This is a genomic window from Acinetobacter sp. 1542444 (assembly GCF_000581835.1).
Taxonomy (GTDB): Bacteria; Pseudomonadota; Gammaproteobacteria; order Pseudomonadales; family Moraxellaceae; genus Acinetobacter; species Acinetobacter pittii.
Window position 1 is genome coordinate 446,610 of sequence record NZ_JEYA01000001.1, and the last position, 16,327, is coordinate 462,936.

At 38.9% G+C, this 16,327-nt stretch carries 17 protein-coding genes; 15 read left to right on the top strand and 2 right to left on the bottom strand.

Going from position 1 to position 16,327, the window contains the following annotated elements; genetic code table 11:
- Positions 1-24: 24 nt before the first annotated feature.
- Together J580_RS06540 and fba are read left to right on the top strand one after the other, a co-directional pair.
- Positions 25-270 (top strand): hypothetical protein, encoded by a 246-nt coding sequence (locus J580_RS06540; protein ID WP_032003516.1) that lies wholly within the window; start codon positions 25-27, stop codon positions 268-270.
- Between the two features lie 121 nt (positions 271-391).
- Entirely contained in the window at positions 392-1,429 is a 1,038-nt protein-coding gene (fba, locus tag J580_RS06545) for a class II fructose-bisphosphate aldolase (protein ID WP_002121428.1), read from the top strand.
- Between the two features lie 118 nt (positions 1,430-1,547).
- On the opposite strand, the gene J580_RS06550 is transcribed toward fba, so the two are convergent.
- Entirely contained in the window at positions 1,548-2,858 is a 1,311-nt protein-coding gene (locus J580_RS06550; RefSeq protein WP_032003517.1) for a peptidylprolyl isomerase, read from the bottom strand.
- Entirely contained in the window at positions 2,858-5,299 is a 2,442-nt protein-coding gene (locus tag J580_RS06555) for an LPS-assembly protein LptD (protein ID WP_017386818.1), read from the bottom strand. The genes J580_RS06550 and J580_RS06555 overlap by 1 nt, the downstream gene beginning before the upstream one ends.
- 120 nt (positions 5,300-5,419) lie before the next feature.
- Here J580_RS06555 and J580_RS06560 point away from each other — a divergent pair, with 120 nt between their 5' ends.
- The 13 genes from J580_RS06560 (at position 5,420) to J580_RS06620 (ending at position 16,305) form a co-directional block, all read left to right on the top strand.
- The gene (locus J580_RS06560) at positions 5,420-6,433 is read left to right on the top strand and encodes an aminoglycoside phosphotransferase family protein (RefSeq protein ID WP_032003519.1); all 1,014 of its coding nucleotides are present in this window, start codon (positions 5,420-5,422) and stop codon (positions 6,431-6,433) included.
- Positions 6,433-7,122, top strand: coding sequence for an N-acetylmuramate alpha-1-phosphate uridylyltransferase MurU (gene murU, locus J580_RS06565; RefSeq protein ID WP_002121402.1), 690 nt, complete (start codon positions 6,433-6,435; stop codon positions 7,120-7,122). Before J580_RS06560 ends, murU begins: the two co-directional genes overlap by 1 nt.
- Before the next feature lie 87 nt (positions 7,123-7,209).
- Complete coding sequence (rsmG, locus tag J580_RS06570; RefSeq protein WP_002121443.1) at positions 7,210-7,842, top strand: 16S rRNA (guanine(527)-N(7))-methyltransferase RsmG; 633 nt, start codon at positions 7,210-7,212, stop codon at positions 7,840-7,842.
- Between the two features lie 21 nt (positions 7,843-7,863).
- Positions 7,864-8,646 carry a ParA family protein gene (locus J580_RS06575; protein ID WP_002121458.1) on the top strand — a complete coding sequence of 261 codons (783 nt, stop codon included), beginning with the start codon at positions 7,864-7,866 and terminating at the stop codon, positions 8,644-8,646.
- Entirely contained in the window at positions 8,643-9,530 is an 888-nt protein-coding gene (locus tag J580_RS06580) for a ParB/RepB/Spo0J family partition protein (RefSeq protein ID WP_017399496.1), read from the top strand. The genes J580_RS06575 and J580_RS06580 overlap by 4 nt, the downstream gene beginning before the upstream one ends.
- A 50-nt stretch (positions 9,531-9,580) precedes the next feature.
- A complete protein-coding gene (locus tag J580_RS06585) occupies positions 9,581-10,216 on the top strand; it encodes a MotA/TolQ/ExbB proton channel family protein (RefSeq protein ID WP_005069550.1) in 636 nt (211 codons plus the stop codon).
- Between the two features lie 15 nt (positions 10,217-10,231).
- Positions 10,232-10,660, top strand: coding sequence for an ExbD/TolR family protein (locus J580_RS06590; protein WP_005069548.1), 429 nt, complete (start codon positions 10,232-10,234; stop codon positions 10,658-10,660).
- Positions 10,657-12,384 carry a lipid A export permease/ATP-binding protein MsbA gene (gene msbA / locus J580_RS06595; RefSeq protein ID WP_032003520.1) on the top strand — a complete coding sequence of 576 codons (1,728 nt, stop codon included), beginning with the start codon at positions 10,657-10,659 and terminating at the stop codon, positions 12,382-12,384. The genes J580_RS06590 and msbA overlap by 4 nt, the downstream gene beginning before the upstream one ends.
- A gap of 2 nt (positions 12,385-12,386) precedes the next feature.
- Positions 12,387-13,397, top strand: a complete 1,011-nt coding sequence (lpxK, locus tag J580_RS06600) for a tetraacyldisaccharide 4'-kinase (RefSeq protein ID WP_032003521.1) — start codon at positions 12,387-12,389, stop codon at positions 13,395-13,397.
- 9 nt (positions 13,398-13,406) lie between these two features.
- Positions 13,407-14,168, top strand: coding sequence for a 3-deoxy-manno-octulosonate cytidylyltransferase (gene kdsB / locus J580_RS06605; RefSeq protein WP_014206593.1), 762 nt, complete (start codon positions 13,407-13,409; stop codon positions 14,166-14,168).
- A gap of 13 nt (positions 14,169-14,181) precedes the next feature.
- Complete coding sequence (locus J580_RS06610; RefSeq protein ID WP_014206594.1) at positions 14,182-15,162, top strand: DNA polymerase III subunit delta'; 981 nt, start codon at positions 14,182-14,184, stop codon at positions 15,160-15,162.
- A 10-nt stretch (positions 15,163-15,172) separates the two neighbouring features.
- Positions 15,173-15,514, top strand: a complete 342-nt coding sequence (locus J580_RS06615; protein ID WP_002121335.1) for a PilZ domain-containing protein — start codon at positions 15,173-15,175, stop codon at positions 15,512-15,514.
- A gap of 17 nt (positions 15,515-15,531) precedes the next feature.
- A complete protein-coding gene (locus J580_RS06620) occupies positions 15,532-16,305 on the top strand; it encodes a TatD family hydrolase (protein ID WP_032003522.1) in 774 nt (257 codons plus the stop codon).
- Positions 16,306-16,327 lie beyond the last annotated feature (22 nt).

The following is a 16,327-nucleotide window of genomic DNA, read 5'->3' on the forward strand; positions in this document are numbered from 1 at the left end:
AATCACCAACTGTGGAAAATAGTGATGAATTTAAAGCTTACATTTGCTGCTATGTTAATTGTACCGATGATGTTGACTGCTTGTGCTAAGAAAGATGAAGCATCTCAAGCGGGGCAAGAATCAGCTGCATCTACTGCTGTTTCTGAAAAAGTAACGCCTGAGCAACAAGCAGCAATTGATGCGATTGATAAGCCAGTTCTAGATGAAAAGAATAAAGATGTGGTTGAAGGTAGTGCGCCAAGTGAGGCTGCTGCTTCAGAAACACATTAATTTGTTGTTTTTTGTTAAAAAATCCCTGCAAATGCAGGGATTTTTTTTGAAATACTGTGATTTGTTGCTGAATTGAAATAAATGACAGGGTAGAATAAGCCGCACTACCTGGGAGGATATTATGGCACTCATTTCAATGCGCCAGCTCTTGGATCACGCTGCTGAACATAACTACGGCGTACCAGCATTTAACGTAAATAACTTAGAACAAATGCGTGCAATTATGCTTGCCGCGGATGCAACCAATTCACCTGTAATTGTTCAAGCATCAGCTGGAGCTCGCAAATATGCAGGCGCTCCATTCTTACGCCATCTTATTTTGGCTGCAATTGAAGAATGGCCACATATTCCAGTGGTAATGCATCAAGACCATGGAACAAGCCCTGATATCTGTCAGCGTTCAATTCAGCTTGGCTTTAGCTCAGTGATGATGGACGGTTCATTAGGTACAGATGGTAAAACACCTACTTCTTACGAATACAACGTTGATGTAACTCGTAATGTTGTTGCTTTAGCACATGCATGTGGTGTTTCTGTCGAAGGTGAGATTGGCTGTTTAGGTAGCCTTGAAACTGGTATGGCTGGCGAAGAAGACGGGGTTGGCGCTGAAGGGGTACTTGACCACTCACAACTTCTTACTTCTGTTGAAGAAGCGACTCAGTTTGTTGCCGATACTAATGTAGATGCATTGGCGATTGCTGTAGGTACTTCACATGGTGCTTACAAGTTCACTCGTCCACCTACAGGTGATATCTTGGCAATTGACCGCATTAAAGAAATTCATGCGGCATTACCAAATACTCATCTTGTTATGCATGGTTCAAGTTCTGTGCCGCAAGAGTGGTTGAAAGTAATCAATGAGTTTGGCGGTGATATTAAAGAGACTTATGGTGTACCTGTTGAGCAGCTTGTAGAAGCAATTAAACATGGTGTGCGTAAGATCAATATCGATACAGACTTACGTTTAGCATCTACTGGTGCAATTCGTCAGTTTATGGCTGAAAATCCAGCTGAATTCGATCCACGTAAATACTTTGCTAAAACTGTAGATTCAATGAAGCAAATTTGTATTGATCGTTATGAAGCGTTTGGTACAGCTGGAAATGCTGACAAGATTCGCCCGATTTCTTTAGAGAAAATGGTTGATCGCTATAAATAATTCCCGTTAGGGTTTAATTTATAGAAACCGGTTATTTATATAACCGGTTTTTTATTACATACATTTCATACATAAAAAAACCTGTGATAAACACAGGTTTTGATGAAGAGAAAAAGACTTACTTTTGTAAGTTCTTTTTGTCTAGACTTGGATCTTTGATTTCTACATATGCATTTGCACGTACTTCACGTAACCAGCTATCAATCTCAGTGTTGAATTGACGTTCACCTAAAATTTGACGTGCCATACGCTCTTGATATTCATGCGTCATATCTTTTTCACGTTTATCTGTTACTTGTAAGATATGCCAGCCGAATTGAGTTTGGAAAGGTTCGCTAATTTCACCTACAGGAATTTCCTGCATTTTTTTATCAAATTCAGGAACCATCATTCCAGGTGTTACCCAACCCAAACTTCCACCATCACGTGCTGAGCCTGTGTCATTTGAATAGGTTGCTGCAAGTGTTGCAAAATCTTGACCAGCTTTTAAGCGTTTATAGATGTTATCAATAATTTGCTTAGCATTCTCAAGAGTGACTACTTCAGATGGTTGAATGAGAATGTGGCGGGGTTGAAATTGAGGGACTAAAGCTTTTTGCTCATTTTGTTTGCGTTCAAGAAGCTTTAAAACATGTACACCATCACGTACTGAAACTAAGTCAGTCGTTTGCCCATCTTGTAATGGTGTAATACGAGCCGCAAGTTCAGCAGGAATATCAGACAGTGGGCGGAAACCCATATCAGCACCTTCAACTTTTACATTTGCAGTTGAAAGTTTTTTCAAAGCATTTATATCATTACTTTGAGCAAGCTTTGAACGCACTTCTTGAGCTACAGATTGAACTTCTTGTGCATTGTCACCAGAAATGCGCATATGAATTACATGTGCTTGATTACCTAACGCAGCTTGTCCCTGAGGTGATTTTAAGAAGTTTTCTACATCTTGATCACTAATTTTAATACGAGACATCACTTGTTGTTGGCGCAAACGACTAATCGCTAAATCCTCAGCGATTCGGCCACGTAAACTTTCATAAGTTCCTGGTGCCATAGCATCCAATTTTTGCTGGAAAGCTTCTAAACTTTTACTTCCAGATTGACTTGCTACTTTTAAGACTGCTTCATTTAAGCTTTTTTCATCAGGTTTGATGCCATATTTTTTAACTTGTTCAAGTTGTGCCTCACGCAAGATGAGTTGATCTAATACTTGAAACTGCAAGTATTGCTGAGGTGGCACTTCTTTTTTTTGAGCTTGAAGTTCATGAGCTGCTTCAGCCATACCTTGTTGAAGATCGCTTTTTAAAATTACGCTATTGTCCACAATTGCCACAACTTCATCAGCGGGTTGGGCAAAACTATGCATTGATGAAGAGATTAGGGCAGCAAGTGTAGTTGCTTTAAAAAACTGTTTAAGATGCTTTGTCTTCATTAACGTTGTGTCCAAGATTGATTAATTTTGTTAAAACCTAAAACGCGATTTTCAAGTAAAGACGCGAGTTTATTGTTTAAACCACCTAAACCTTTTAGTGTAATTTCGGCCATGATCGCGCGCTTTTCACTAACATCTGGAGATTTTGGATCGTCTAGATCGTTATAGTATGAACGGCCATAGACAGAAATACCCCAGCAACATGACTCATAGTTAACTCCTAACAAGAGTTCACGGGCAACATCATTGTCCATGTCATATTGTACGTGGCCCATAATACGCCAATTGTCTTTAATTGGTTGTATAAACGATGCAACAACTTGGTCATAAGTATCTTGACGACCAGGAATATCTTTACGATAGAAATAGCCTAGGTTATATAGATTTCCTTTATCACCTGTGTAGTAAAGTTGGAAGTCACGTTGAGCATTGTCACCATTCGACATCCAAGCTGAGTTGGCAGCAATGGTAAAGTTTTGGTTAAGCTGGCTTGATAGGCTCACAACAGGACCTGTGTTGCGTTCAGTATCAATTTCATCTTGTTGTCGTTGTAAGGTGACACGACGGTCTTCGAAATAGTAACTTTGACCTACACTTGCCCGTAAACGTTCTAAGCCTACTGTGTCAAAGAGGCTATAACTTACACCCAAGGATAAAAAGTTATTGTCTTCTAGGCGGTCATGACCATAAAAACGGTAAGGGTTAAATAATTGATCATAACTTACTGACGCAGTAGTTGAGTCAAAGTTAGGATAACCATCTTGATTTTTGTATGGCGCATATGCATAGAAAGCACGTGGTGTAAGTGTTTGTAAGTACTTACCATCACGTTCAAAGTTCAGTCCAGTGTCTAACGTGAATTGAGGTACAACGACTGATTTGTTTTCGGAACCACCATCTAGATTTTGAGATGCGATACTGTCCTTATCATAAAACGTTTGAATAGAACGTACAGAGACTTCAGGAATCACAAAAGCTGCCGGTGTACGGTAGTTATAACGCGTTGCGAACTGGTTATAAATACGTGTACCACTACTTTCTTGAGCAGAATCATCATTAATTGATTTCTTAAAGTAAGCAGTGTCGTTATTAAATTCGTATTGTAGTCCTAGTGGATTACCAGTGACGTAATTTAATAAGAATTGTGGTAAACGCGCGTATGGTTTATCTGCATCTGCAACTTCAGGATCAAGTGTCTGGAAATCTTCGACCTTAAGCTGTGCTTTTAAACCCGGAATACCATGTTGATAATTAAGTTCCCAAGCCCTACGTAAGTTAAGATCTGTTTTAGAGTTAGGACTGCTATCTAAGTCAGAGAAGTAATCTTTATCTGATGCATAGTTATATTCGAGGTTAGTAGACCACTGATCGTTGATATCCCAATTATGTAAAAAATGGAAATCTTTACGATCTTTGTCATCATAACCTTTGTCAGATGGCAAGATGCCACCCCACATTTCCCCAGCACCAAAGCCATCAGTTAAATATCTAAATTCACCTTTTAGCATTGCACCACGGTCTGCTAAATATCGCGGAGTAAGTGTCAGATCGTAGTTAGGTGCAAGATTTAAATAAACCGGAACAGAAAGCTCAACACCACCATCATTTGAGAAACCAAATTGTGGGTTGAGAATACCTGTAGTACGGCGGTCGTCAATCGGGAAGTTAAAATAGGGAACAGCTAGAACAGGAACGTCCTTAACATATAATTTTGTTCCACGAGTTACGCCGCGTCCAGTTTCCTGATTTAACTCAATTTTATTGGCTTGGATTTTCCAACCAGGTTTTTGGCCTGGTGGGCAAGTCGTATAGGTTGCATCATTAAGAACCATAACGTTTGGTGAGGTTCTTTCGATTTTTCCTGCATGACCATGGGCATGTTGCTGTTCAGAAATATAAAAACTATTGTCTAAATTCCCGGTTTGGGTTTTTAGGTTGTAATTAATTTCATCACTCTGTGAAAGTAACCCGCCTTGAGCTAACTGTACTCGACCTTGTGCATGCGCAAAGGTTTGGGTCTTATCAATCGTTACTTTGTCAGCACGAACTGTGCGTCCTTCTTGATCAATAACGACATCACCTTCTAAAACAGAATCACCCGCTGGATTGTAATGTCCGTAGTTAGCCGTAACGACAGAAGTCGCTTTGTCGGCGTCTAAAGCTTTGGTCTCAGGGTTAATCGGTGTAACCCATGTGCCTTGGCAAAATGCCGAGCTTAAATATTTATTGTCACGAAGCTGGGCTTCAGGTGCAGATTTATCAACATAATATTGCTGAAAGAATTCTTGACCTGGGTAAGCTTCCTTGATGCTCGCTTTAAGTTGATTATTGTCTATATTGGAGACAACATCAGTTGACTCAGCATAACTTGATTGTATGGAGCCACATAAGAGCGTAAAAATAGCTGTCGCTAAAGGATTAAATTTAAACTGATGCTTCATTGTCTCATTAACCAAGTATGCTAATTCACAATTAATTATTGTCGCATCATAGAGAAAAAGTTTATAAGTGGCTACACTTAACCCTTCAAAAATCTCAGCTTGTTTTAGATTTTATTGCAAATGAATACACAACGTGAACAATTGATATATACATGGCTTACATCTGTTCTTGAAAATGATCAATTTAAGATCGCTTTTTTAGCAGGTGATGCAAGCTTCCGCCGTTATGCGCGTATCGAGTTACAAAATAAAACGTATATGCTCATGGATGCCCCTCCAGAAAAAGAAGACTGTGTTCCGTTTGTGACCATTGACGAGTTTTTTGCGAGCCATGGCGTACGTGTGCCTCAGATCGTCGCGAAAGATCTGGCTCAAGGTTTTCTATTGTTAGAAGACTTTGGTGATGTGCTTTTGTCGACATTATTAACTAATGAAACTGTTGATAAATACTACGAACAAAGTTTTAAACAACTTATTCAATTGCAATCTATTGACGGGACTAATCAGTTCCCAGCTTATTCTTACGAAAAATTAATGTCGGAAATGCAGCTACTCACAGACTGGATGTTGCCGTCGCTTTCTATTCAGCCGACTGCTGAACAGAAAAAAACGATTGATAATGCATTTGACTTCTTGGCTCACGCTGCATTAGCCCAACCGCAAGTTATTGTACATCGAGATTTTCATAGTCGAAATTTGATGAAAATTACCGATGAGCAAGAATTAGGGGTAATCGACTTCCAAGATGCTGTTATTGGCGCTGATACATATGATCTAATTTCGATTACTCGTGATGCATATGTTCAATGGAACGCTGATCGTGTTTATCAATGGTTTAAAGTGTTTTATGACCTGTTACCAGCGTCGACTAAACGGAACCGTAGCTTTGATCAATTTAAACGTGATGCAGATTTAATGGCGATTCAACGCCATATTAAAATTCTAGGTATTTTTGTTCGCTTGTTTGAACGTGATGGGAAGTCGGGTTATTTGAAGGATTTACCACGTGTCATGTGGTATTTGCTCGAAGAAAGTCGTGGTTACGCTGAACTTGAAGAGTTTATGGCATTTATAAATAATATCGTGATGCCTAAATTTATCGAGAAATATGGTAGCTATGAGGTAGCAGCATAATGAAAGCAATGATTCTTGCTGCTGGCTTGGGCAATCGTATGCGTCCACTTACGCTATATACACCAAAGCCTTTGCTCGAGGTGGGCGGTAAGCCCCTGATTGTGTGGCATATTGAAAAACTTAAGAAAATTGGTGTGACTGAAATAGTCATCAATTCTGCATGGTTGGCCGACAAGCTCATCAGTAGTTTAGGTGATGGCTCTCAATTTGGTGTGGATATCCGTTGGACACGAGAGGATGAAGGGCTAGAAACAGCTGGTGGAATTATTAATGCTTTGCCACTGCTTGGAACAGATCCTTTTATTCTGGTGAATGGGGATGTATGGACCACAATGGATTTTGAAGGTCTGCGCCATATTAAGCTAAATGATGATTTGGCACATCTTGTGTTGGTTGATAATCCTAAACAGCATCCTGAAGGCGACTTTACATTATTGGATGGGCGCGCTTTTACATTCGATCAAGATGTGACGGGCGAAAACCTCACTTTTAGTGGTCTATCTGTTATTCATCCTAAACTTTTTGACGGATTGGAAGCGGGTAAGCGTCCTTTAGCTCCACTATTGAAGCAAGCGATGCATAATCAGAAAATATCTGGTGAAAAGCTTAAAGGTGCATGGGTAGATGTGGGAACGCCTGAGCGTTTAATGGAGCTAGATTTGCAAATTCGTGAAGGCTTCTACGATTAAGTGTGTAATCCCTAATCGTTAACTAGTGTTCCACGATGCATAAATGGGTATACTTTGTTTTAAATTTTACTTAGATGTTATCTGTTTATGCATCCGTTTTTTCAAGAGTTACAACAGGGTAGTCAAAAATTAGGTTTATCGCTTAGCGATGAAGCTTTGACATTATTGTTGAAGTATCAAGATGCTTTGGTACTTTGGAACAAAGCTTATAATCTAACAGCGATTCGTGATCCGAAAGAAATGTTAGTGAAGCATTTGTTAGATAGCCTAAGTATTTTGAAAGATTTGCCAACAGGCCGTTTGCTTGATGTAGGTACAGGTGGTGGTATGCCGGGCATGATCATTGCTTTATGTCAGCCGGAACGCTCATGTGTATTACTTGATTCAAATGGTAAGAAAATTCGTTTTTTGAAACAGTTTATTGCTGACCTTAAGTTAAAAAACGTAGTAGCCGTGCAAACACGTGTTGAAAATCAAGATACAATTGATGAGCTTGGTCAGTTTGATGTGATTACAAGTCGCGCTTTTGCTTCTTTAACGGATTTTGTGGATGCAGCTCAGCCATACTTGCATCAAAGCAGTATAATTGCAGCAATGAAAGGAGTTGTGCCAGTTGAGGAAATTGAGCAACTTAAGCAGGACTTTTCATGTAAAGTGATTGAGCTGCGCGTACCAAGACTTGATGAACAACGTCATTTACTTTTACTTCAACGTATTTAAATAAAAAGTATTAGGGTTACCATGGCTCAAATTATTGCGATTGCAAACCAAAAGGGTGGTGTTGGTAAAACAACGACTGCAGTAAATCTTGCAGCGTCTCTAGCTGTATTAAAGAAACGTGTATTACTTGTAGATATGGATTCACAAGGTAATGCTACGATGGGGTCTGGTATTCAAAAGAACGATCTTTTGTATTCCATTACGGATGTTCTACTTGGTGAAGTACCAATTGAAACGGCCATTCAAAAAGCAGAAGTCGGATATAAAGTTTTAGGGTCTAATCGTGAACTTTCCGGTGTTGAGCTTGCTATTGCAGAACAAGAGGGCCGTGAATTCATTCTAAAAAATGCTTTGAATGAAATCCGAAACTCATTTGATTTTATCATTGTGGATTGTGCGCCAAGCTTGAGTTTGATTACTGTCAATGCTTTAGCAGCTGTAGATAGTGTAATCATTCCAATGCAATGCGAATATTATGCGCTAGAAGGTTTAGCTGATTTAACCCAGACTATAGATCGTATTCAAAAGGCATTAAATCCTGATTTAGAGATTATTGGCGTATTACGTACAATGTACGATGCACGAAATGCTTTAACACGTGATGTATCTGCTGAGTTAGAACAGTATTTCGGAAAAAAACTTTATGATACTGTCGTTCCACGTAATGTTCGCTTAGCAGAAGCGCCGGCGCATGGTTTGCCTGTTATCTATTTTGAGAAAAGTTCTAAAGGTGCAGTTGCATACTTAAATCTTGCAGCTGAGATGTTGAAGAAAAGTAAAGTGAAGAAAGGAAGTAAAGTATGAGCATCAAAAAACGCGGATTGGCTAAAGGACGTGGTTTAGATGCATTACTTGGTTCAATTCAAAAAGAAAAATTACAGCTAGAAGCACAGGCACTTGACCACGGACAGTTGAAACAAATTGATGTAAATTTATTGAAACGTGGTGAATATCAACCACGTCGCTTTATTCATGAGCATGATTTGCAAGAACTAGCATCTTCTATTGAAAAACATGGAGTGATGCAACCTATTGTAATTCGTCCAGTTGATGATGAAGCACATCCATACGAAATTATTGCTGGTGAACGACGCTGGCGTGCAGCGCAACTTGCGGGTTTAACTGAAATTCCTGCAATTGTTCGTGATTTAAATGATCAGGTTGCTATTGCACTGGCGCTTATTGAGAATATTCAGCGTCAAGATTTAAATCCGATTGATCAGGCTATAGCCTTGCAGCGTTTTCATGATGAATTCGGTTTGAGCCATCAGGAAATTGCTGACACAGTAGGGAAAGCACGTACTACAGTAAGTAATTTACTTCGTTTGTTGAGTTTGGCGGATGAAATTAAAGATTTCATGCAGCAAGGCCAGCTTGATATGGGGCATGCTCGAGCTATCTTGACGTTAAAGGGTAAAGATCAATTAGACGTTGCTAAAATCGTAATTGAAAAAGGACTATCTGTTCGTCAAACAGAGCAATTGGTGCGTGATAGAAGTGAGCCGAAGCAGGAGAAGGAAAAAGCACCTGTAGCACCTGATATTGAACAATTGACACAAAAATTATCAGAGCGTTTTGGCGCTAATGTGAAAATTGATCATAATCAAAAAGGTAAGGGTAAGCTTGTTATTCATTACCATACCTTAGATGAGTTAGATGGCATTTTAAATATTTGTTTGCCTGATTAATTTACATTCGGGTCATATATTTCTAATTTTATATTCTTGGGGAAGAAGATATGTGGGAACTTGTGAGAGCGGGTGGCTGGTTGATGCTGCCTTTAATTCTATGCTCAATTTTAACTGTTGCGATCAGCATTGAACGTTTTGTTCGGTTAAGACGTTCACAAGTTCTACCCAAAGCATTAATTGATGATAGTTCGTTAAGAACTGAAGATATTGTGGAAAATTTGGAACAAAATGTAGAAGTGCAAAACAGCGCATTGGCTCACATTTTAAAAGCAGGTTTTGATCATCGTGAGCATGGTGAGCAATTTGCACGTGCACAAATGGAAGTAGCCGCTTCTCAAGAAATTTCTTATTTAGAGAAAAATATTAATTTCTTGGGGACTTTGAGTGCTGTGGCGCCTTTATTAGGGCTGCTTGGTACAGTAGTCGGGATTATTGAGTCATTCCTTGTGATTGATTTTGGATCGGCAGGTAGTCCCAGTTTAATGATTCCGGGTATTTCTAAGGCGCTTATTACTACAGCTGTGGGAATGTTAATTGCGATTCCTGCTTTAGTTGCTTATCGCTATTTCCAAAGATTAGTACAAGATTATATTGCTGAACTAGAACAGCAATCGACTTTATTTCATGCCTCATTGTTCTATAAACGTTCCTCGTCTATAGCAGAACATCGTCGTGTTGGGTGATGGGTGAATAGCCAGATGAAATTTAAACGTTCTCAGGTTGAAGACATTCATATCAATTTAACGCCTATGATTGACTGTTTGTTGTTCATTTTGGTTTTTTTATTACTATCGACTACTTTTAATCAGCCAAGTCGCCTCAATTTAACGTTACCAGATGCACAAGGTGTTCCACCAAAACAGTACGATCACAAAATTGAAGTCGTGGTAGACTCTTCTGGTCATTATGCTGTAAATGGTCAGGCACTTTCGTCTAAAGAGGTTGCTGATCTGAGTACTGCGATTAAGCAAGTTGCTCAAGAGCGCCGTGATTTTATGTTCATCATTGCTGCGGATGCCAAAGCGTCTCATCAGGATGTAATTCGCGTTATGGATGTAGCAGGACAACTCGGTTTTGTTAACATCAATATTAGTACCAAAGTTCCTTCTAGAGGTTTTTCTGAGTGAATCAAGATTTTAAGGTTTATTTGCGTCTCATAGCCTATTTAAAACCTTATTGGGGCGTGGCCTTATTAGTTCTTATCGGGTTCGGTATTAACTCAGCAACAGAAGTCTCCGTTGCTAAATTGATTAAATTTATTATTGATGCAATCCAAAATGGCAGTAGAGGTGATTTGGATTGGTTCCCATTATTAATCATTTTATTGGTTTTTTTCCGTGGTTTAGGCCTTTTTATGGGAGGTTACTATACTGCGGTGATTTCACGTAGTTTAGTTTTTAGTATTCGCCAAGAAGTTTATGCCAAACTTTTAAGACTACCGGCACAATATTACCTCGATAATTCATCTGGCCATATTACTGCCAAGATTATGTATAACGTTGAGCAGCTAACGGCAGCTTCTTCCGAGTCATTAAGAACCATTGTTAGGGATGGGATGATTACTCTGGGACTGTTAGGCTACCTGTTTTATACCAATTGGCGTCTTACGCTATGTATTTTTGTATTTTTACCTGTAATTGGTGTATTGGTACGTAAAGCTTCAAAACGTATGCGAAAACTCTCATTACAGGTTCAAGATACGATGGGTGACGTGAACCACGTTGTTCAAGAGAGTATCAATGGTAATGCTGTAGTAAAAACTTTTGCTGGTGAAGAGTCTGAACAAGAACGGTTCTATAAGTCATCGGAAGAAAACTTAAAACGTGGTTTAAAAATGGTAATTGTACAAAACCTGAATAGCCCTGTGGTTCAGGTAGTAATGGCTTGTGCGATGGCCCTTATTGTATGGTTAGCTTTACGACCACAGATTTTAGGTAATACTAGTGCTGGTGAGTTCGTGGCTTACCTTACAGCTGCTGGTTTATTAGCAAAACCAGTAAAAAACTTAACTGACGTTAATGAAAAGTTACAACGTGGTTTAGCAGCAGCTCATTCTGTTTTTGAACTATTGGATTTGCCTGAAGAGCAAAATAATGGTCAGTTGAAACCTAAACTAAATGGTGCGATTCGTTTTGATCATGTGGCATTAAATTATGCTGATGGCGTACAGGCTATTAAAGATTTCTCTTTAGATATTCTTCCTGGTCAAACTGTAGCATTAGTTGGACGTTCAGGCGCTGGTAAAAGCTCATTAGTTAATATGTTGGTACGTTTCCAAGAAGTATCAAGTGGGCAAATTTACTTAGATGGTTTGCCAATTAATGACATTGAGCTTTCTTGTCTGCGTACACAAATCGCAATGGTAAATCAGCAAGTTGTATTATTTAACCGTACTGTTCGTGAAAACATTGCGTATGGTCAGTTGCAAGGTGCCTCAGATGAGGAAATTCATGCTGCTGCAAAAGCTGCATATGCACATGACTTCATTACGAATTTACCAAATGGTTATGATACTGTTTTAGGGGCACAGGGCCTAAACTTATCCGGTGGTCAGCGTCAGCGAATTGCTATTGCTCGAGCAATTTTAAAGAATGCTCCAATATTAATTTTGGATGAGGCTACAAGTGCTCTTGATAATGAATCTGAACATTTTATTCAGCAAGCATTTGATGAAGCGATGCAAGACCGCACTACAATTGTCATTGCTCACCGTTTATCAACAATTGAGAATGCTGACCGTATTGTAGTGATGGATCAAGGACAAATTGTTGAACAAGGTACTCATCAAGAACTTCTCGCAAAACATGGTGCTTATTATCAATTACATCAGCGTAATTTCGAGGATAACTAAGCATGTCATTATCCCAGCTGATCCAGAATGCATGGAATAAACAATCGATTTGGTTGATTGCTTTACGTCCATTGTCTTGTTTGTATCGGGCTGGGTTTTTACTAAATCGTAATCTTTATAATTCAGGTTTTAAGCAAGTTTATAAAGCACCCGTACCAGTGATGGTTATAGGTAATATCACAGTAGGTGGAAGTGGAAAAACTCCCTTGCTCATACAACTGGTGAATTATCTACAGCAGCATAATGTAAAAGTAGGGGTAATTAGTCGGGGATATGGGGGTAATGGTCCTTTTCCAATGCTGGTTACCTCGGGCGGCCAAGTAGCTCAAGTGGGGGATGAACCAGCATTAATTGTTCAGGCTACAAGTGTACCAATGGCAGTAGGTCCTAATAGGCAGGCCGCAATAGAGTTATTGCTTGAGTCATCAGAAATAGATTTGATTATTAGTGATGATGGGTTGCAGCATTGGGCATTAGATCGACAGATCGAGTGGATTGTACTGGATCAAAATCGTGGTTTAGGGAATAAAAAACTATTACCTGAAGGCTATCTGCGGGAGCCTGTTGAGCGTTTAGAAACAGGAACAGTGATTGAGCATACTCATAAACCTGATACAGAATTAAACATGCATCTCGAGACAGGACAGCCATATTTACTTAACCCTTTATCTAATTCTAAAACAAGCTTTAGTCTTGAGAATAATTATCATGCTGTAGTTGGTATTGGTTTTCCTCAACGGTTTTATCAAACACTTAAAGATCTAGGGTTGAAGCAATTCCAAGAGCATGCATTTCGCGATCATCATGATTACACAATCAATGATTTAATTTTTAATGACGAGCTGCCACTTATTACAACTGAAAAAGATGCAGTTAAACTATTACCATTACTTGAAAAACATCCTGAATTTAAACAATCTATTTGGGTAGTTCCTGTTAAAGCTGTCCTGTCTACACAGTGTTATCAGGTTTTAAAAATGCAATTGCAAGAACTTGATATTCAATTATCTTAGGAAGAAAAAATGAAACACATCGTCATTCCAGCACGCTTCTCAAGTTCGCGTTTGCCAGGTAAACCATTGTTGCTTATTCATAACCGTCCTATGATTTTACGTGTAGTGGATCAGGCAAAAAAAGTCGAAGGTTTTGATGATTTGTGCGTGGCAACAGATGACGAACGTATTGCTGAGATCTGCCGTGCAGATGGAATTGATGTAGTTCTTACCAGTGCTGATCATCCTTCGGGTACAGACCGTTTAAGTGAGGTGGCTCGCATTAAGGGTTGGGATGCAGACGATATTATTGTAAATGTTCAAGGTGATGAACCTTTATTGCCAGCTCAACTTGTTCAGCAAGTTGCAAAACTTTTGGTTGATAAACCAAATTGTTCAATGTCGACGTTGTGTGAGCCGATTCATACTTTAGATGAGTTCCAGCGTGACAGTATTGTAAAAGTAGTCATGTCTAAACAAAATGAAGCCTTATATTTTAGTAGGGCTACCATTCCTTATGATCGAGATGGGGCTAAGCATGATGAACCGACTTTACATTCACAAGCATTTCGTCATTTAGGTTTATATGCTTATCGAGTGAACTTATTACAAGAATACGTAACATGGGATATGGGGAAGCTTGAAAAGTTGGAGAGCCTTGAACAATTACGTGTTTTGGAAAATGGTCATCGAATTGCAATTGCTGTAGCCGAAGCCAATTTGCCACCAGGTGTGGACACTCAAGCTGATCTTGATCGCTTAAATAGTATGCCTGTTGAATCTTTTGAATAAGCGTTAATTTTTAATGAATCCGAATGTAACTTCAAAGGTTTATCCTTGGCAGCAAACAACATGGGACACCTTGACAACAAGGTTTCCCAATATTGGACATGGTCTCTTATTTTACGGTAAGCAAGGTTGTGGAAAACATGCTTTTGCTAAGCAGTTTTTGGCATGGGTACTTTGTTTAAATAAGCAGCCGCAGGGCCCTTGTGGTGAATGTAGTAGTTGCCAATGGTTAAAATCAGACACTCATCCCAATTATGTTCATATCACAACGGATGAAGAAAATAAAAAACAGAATGCAAAAATTAAAATAGAAAAGATCCGTGACTTACTACCTTTCGTACAACAAACGGGAGAAGGTTGGCGCGTTATTGTGATTGAGCCTGCAGAAGCACTTAATTTGGCATCTTCAAATGCTTTGCTAAAGACTTTAGAAGAACCAGGCGAGCGTGTTGTTTTACTTTTATTAGCTGATCACTATCTTAAACTACCGGCCACTATTCGTAGCCGATTGCAACATTTCGCTTTAGATCGTATTTCATATGAACAAGCTACTTCTTATTTGAATGAGCATTTATCTGAACTTGCGGAAGTGCAGCCTGATTTACTGCTTGGCTTATCTAATGATATGCCTTTACAAGCAATAGAAATTGCTCAAAGTGACTGGTTTGCGAAAAGGCAAGTTTTCTTAAATGATTGGCTTAAAATTGTTGCTCAAAAAAATATGCCTTTATTTTTCTCAGGCAAATGGCAAAAAGAATTAAGTTTTAATGATTTTATAATGCTTTTTGAATACTTGTTGGGTGATTTAATTTGTGTCAAGCTAAACCAACCACAGAAAAATACTGATTTAGATTTTGATCAGTTAAGCCCATATTATGATTTAGAAAGCTTATTTAATATTTATAGTGAATTACAGCAAGCAAAAAAGCTTGTTGAACAAAATGTACAAAGCCAACTTATTATTGATCAATTATTTATAACGTTAATGAATATTTAAGGGGAAAACTATGCAGCCGCAAATGGGGGGGATTATTCAGGTAAATATTCCTGATAAAGCTACTTTGCAAGCAAGCTATATGGGATATGTGCAAGGTGGAGGCCTATTCGTACCATCAAAACAAAAGGTAAAGATGGGACAAGAAATTTTCATTTTAGCGACGTTGCCTGAGCAGTCTCAAAAAATTCCTCTAACAGGCAAAGTAATCTGGATCTCCCATAAGCAAAGTGGATTTAAACCTCAAGGTTTTGCTATTCAGTTAAGCGGAGATAAGGGAATTTACTATAAAACTGAGGCAGAACGAGTTTTGGCTGGTAGTATGTCTCTAGACCGTCCAAGTTATACGATGTAATTAAATAGGAAAGAAAAGTGTTTGTTGATACGCATTGCCATTTAACGATGTTAGATTTAACGCCTTATAACGGTGATCTGGACCTTGCGCTTGCAGCGGCGCGAGCAGAAGGAGTGTCTAAGTTTATGGCAATTTCCGTTGATCTCGATGACCATATTGCATTGGCTGAAATTGCAAATAAACATGCAGATGTTGGTTATACGGTAGGTGTACACCCTTGTGAGGATGTGGGCACAATGGCACGTGCAACAACAGAGTATTTGGTTGAATTGGCTCAATCAGAAAAAGTATGGGCTTTAGGTGAAACTGGACTGGACTATTATCACAGTACTGATTTTATTGAAGAGCAAAAAGCATGTTTTGCAAGACATATCCAAGCTTCAAAAATTGTAAAAAAACCAGTTGTCGTTCATACCCGATTAGCAAAGCATGATACGGTAGATATTATCCGTGCTGAACACTCAACACATGGGATTCTGCATTGTTTTACTGAAGATTGGGAAACTGCTAAAGCTGTGCTTGATTGTGGTTATTACATTTCTTTTTCCGGTATTGTGTCATTTAAGAATGCACAGGATTTGCGCGATGTAGCTAAACAGGTTCCACTAGATCGCCTTTTAATTGAAACAGATAGCCCGTATTTAGCACCTGTCCCATATCGTGGTAAAACAAATGAACCAAAATATGTGCCTTATGTAGCCAAAGCGCTCAGTGATGTATATGATAAATCGGTTGAGGAAATTGCAATGATCACCTCACAAAATTTTGAGAACTTGCTAAAAGCGATTTAGGTTATAGAAACTATATAAGAGA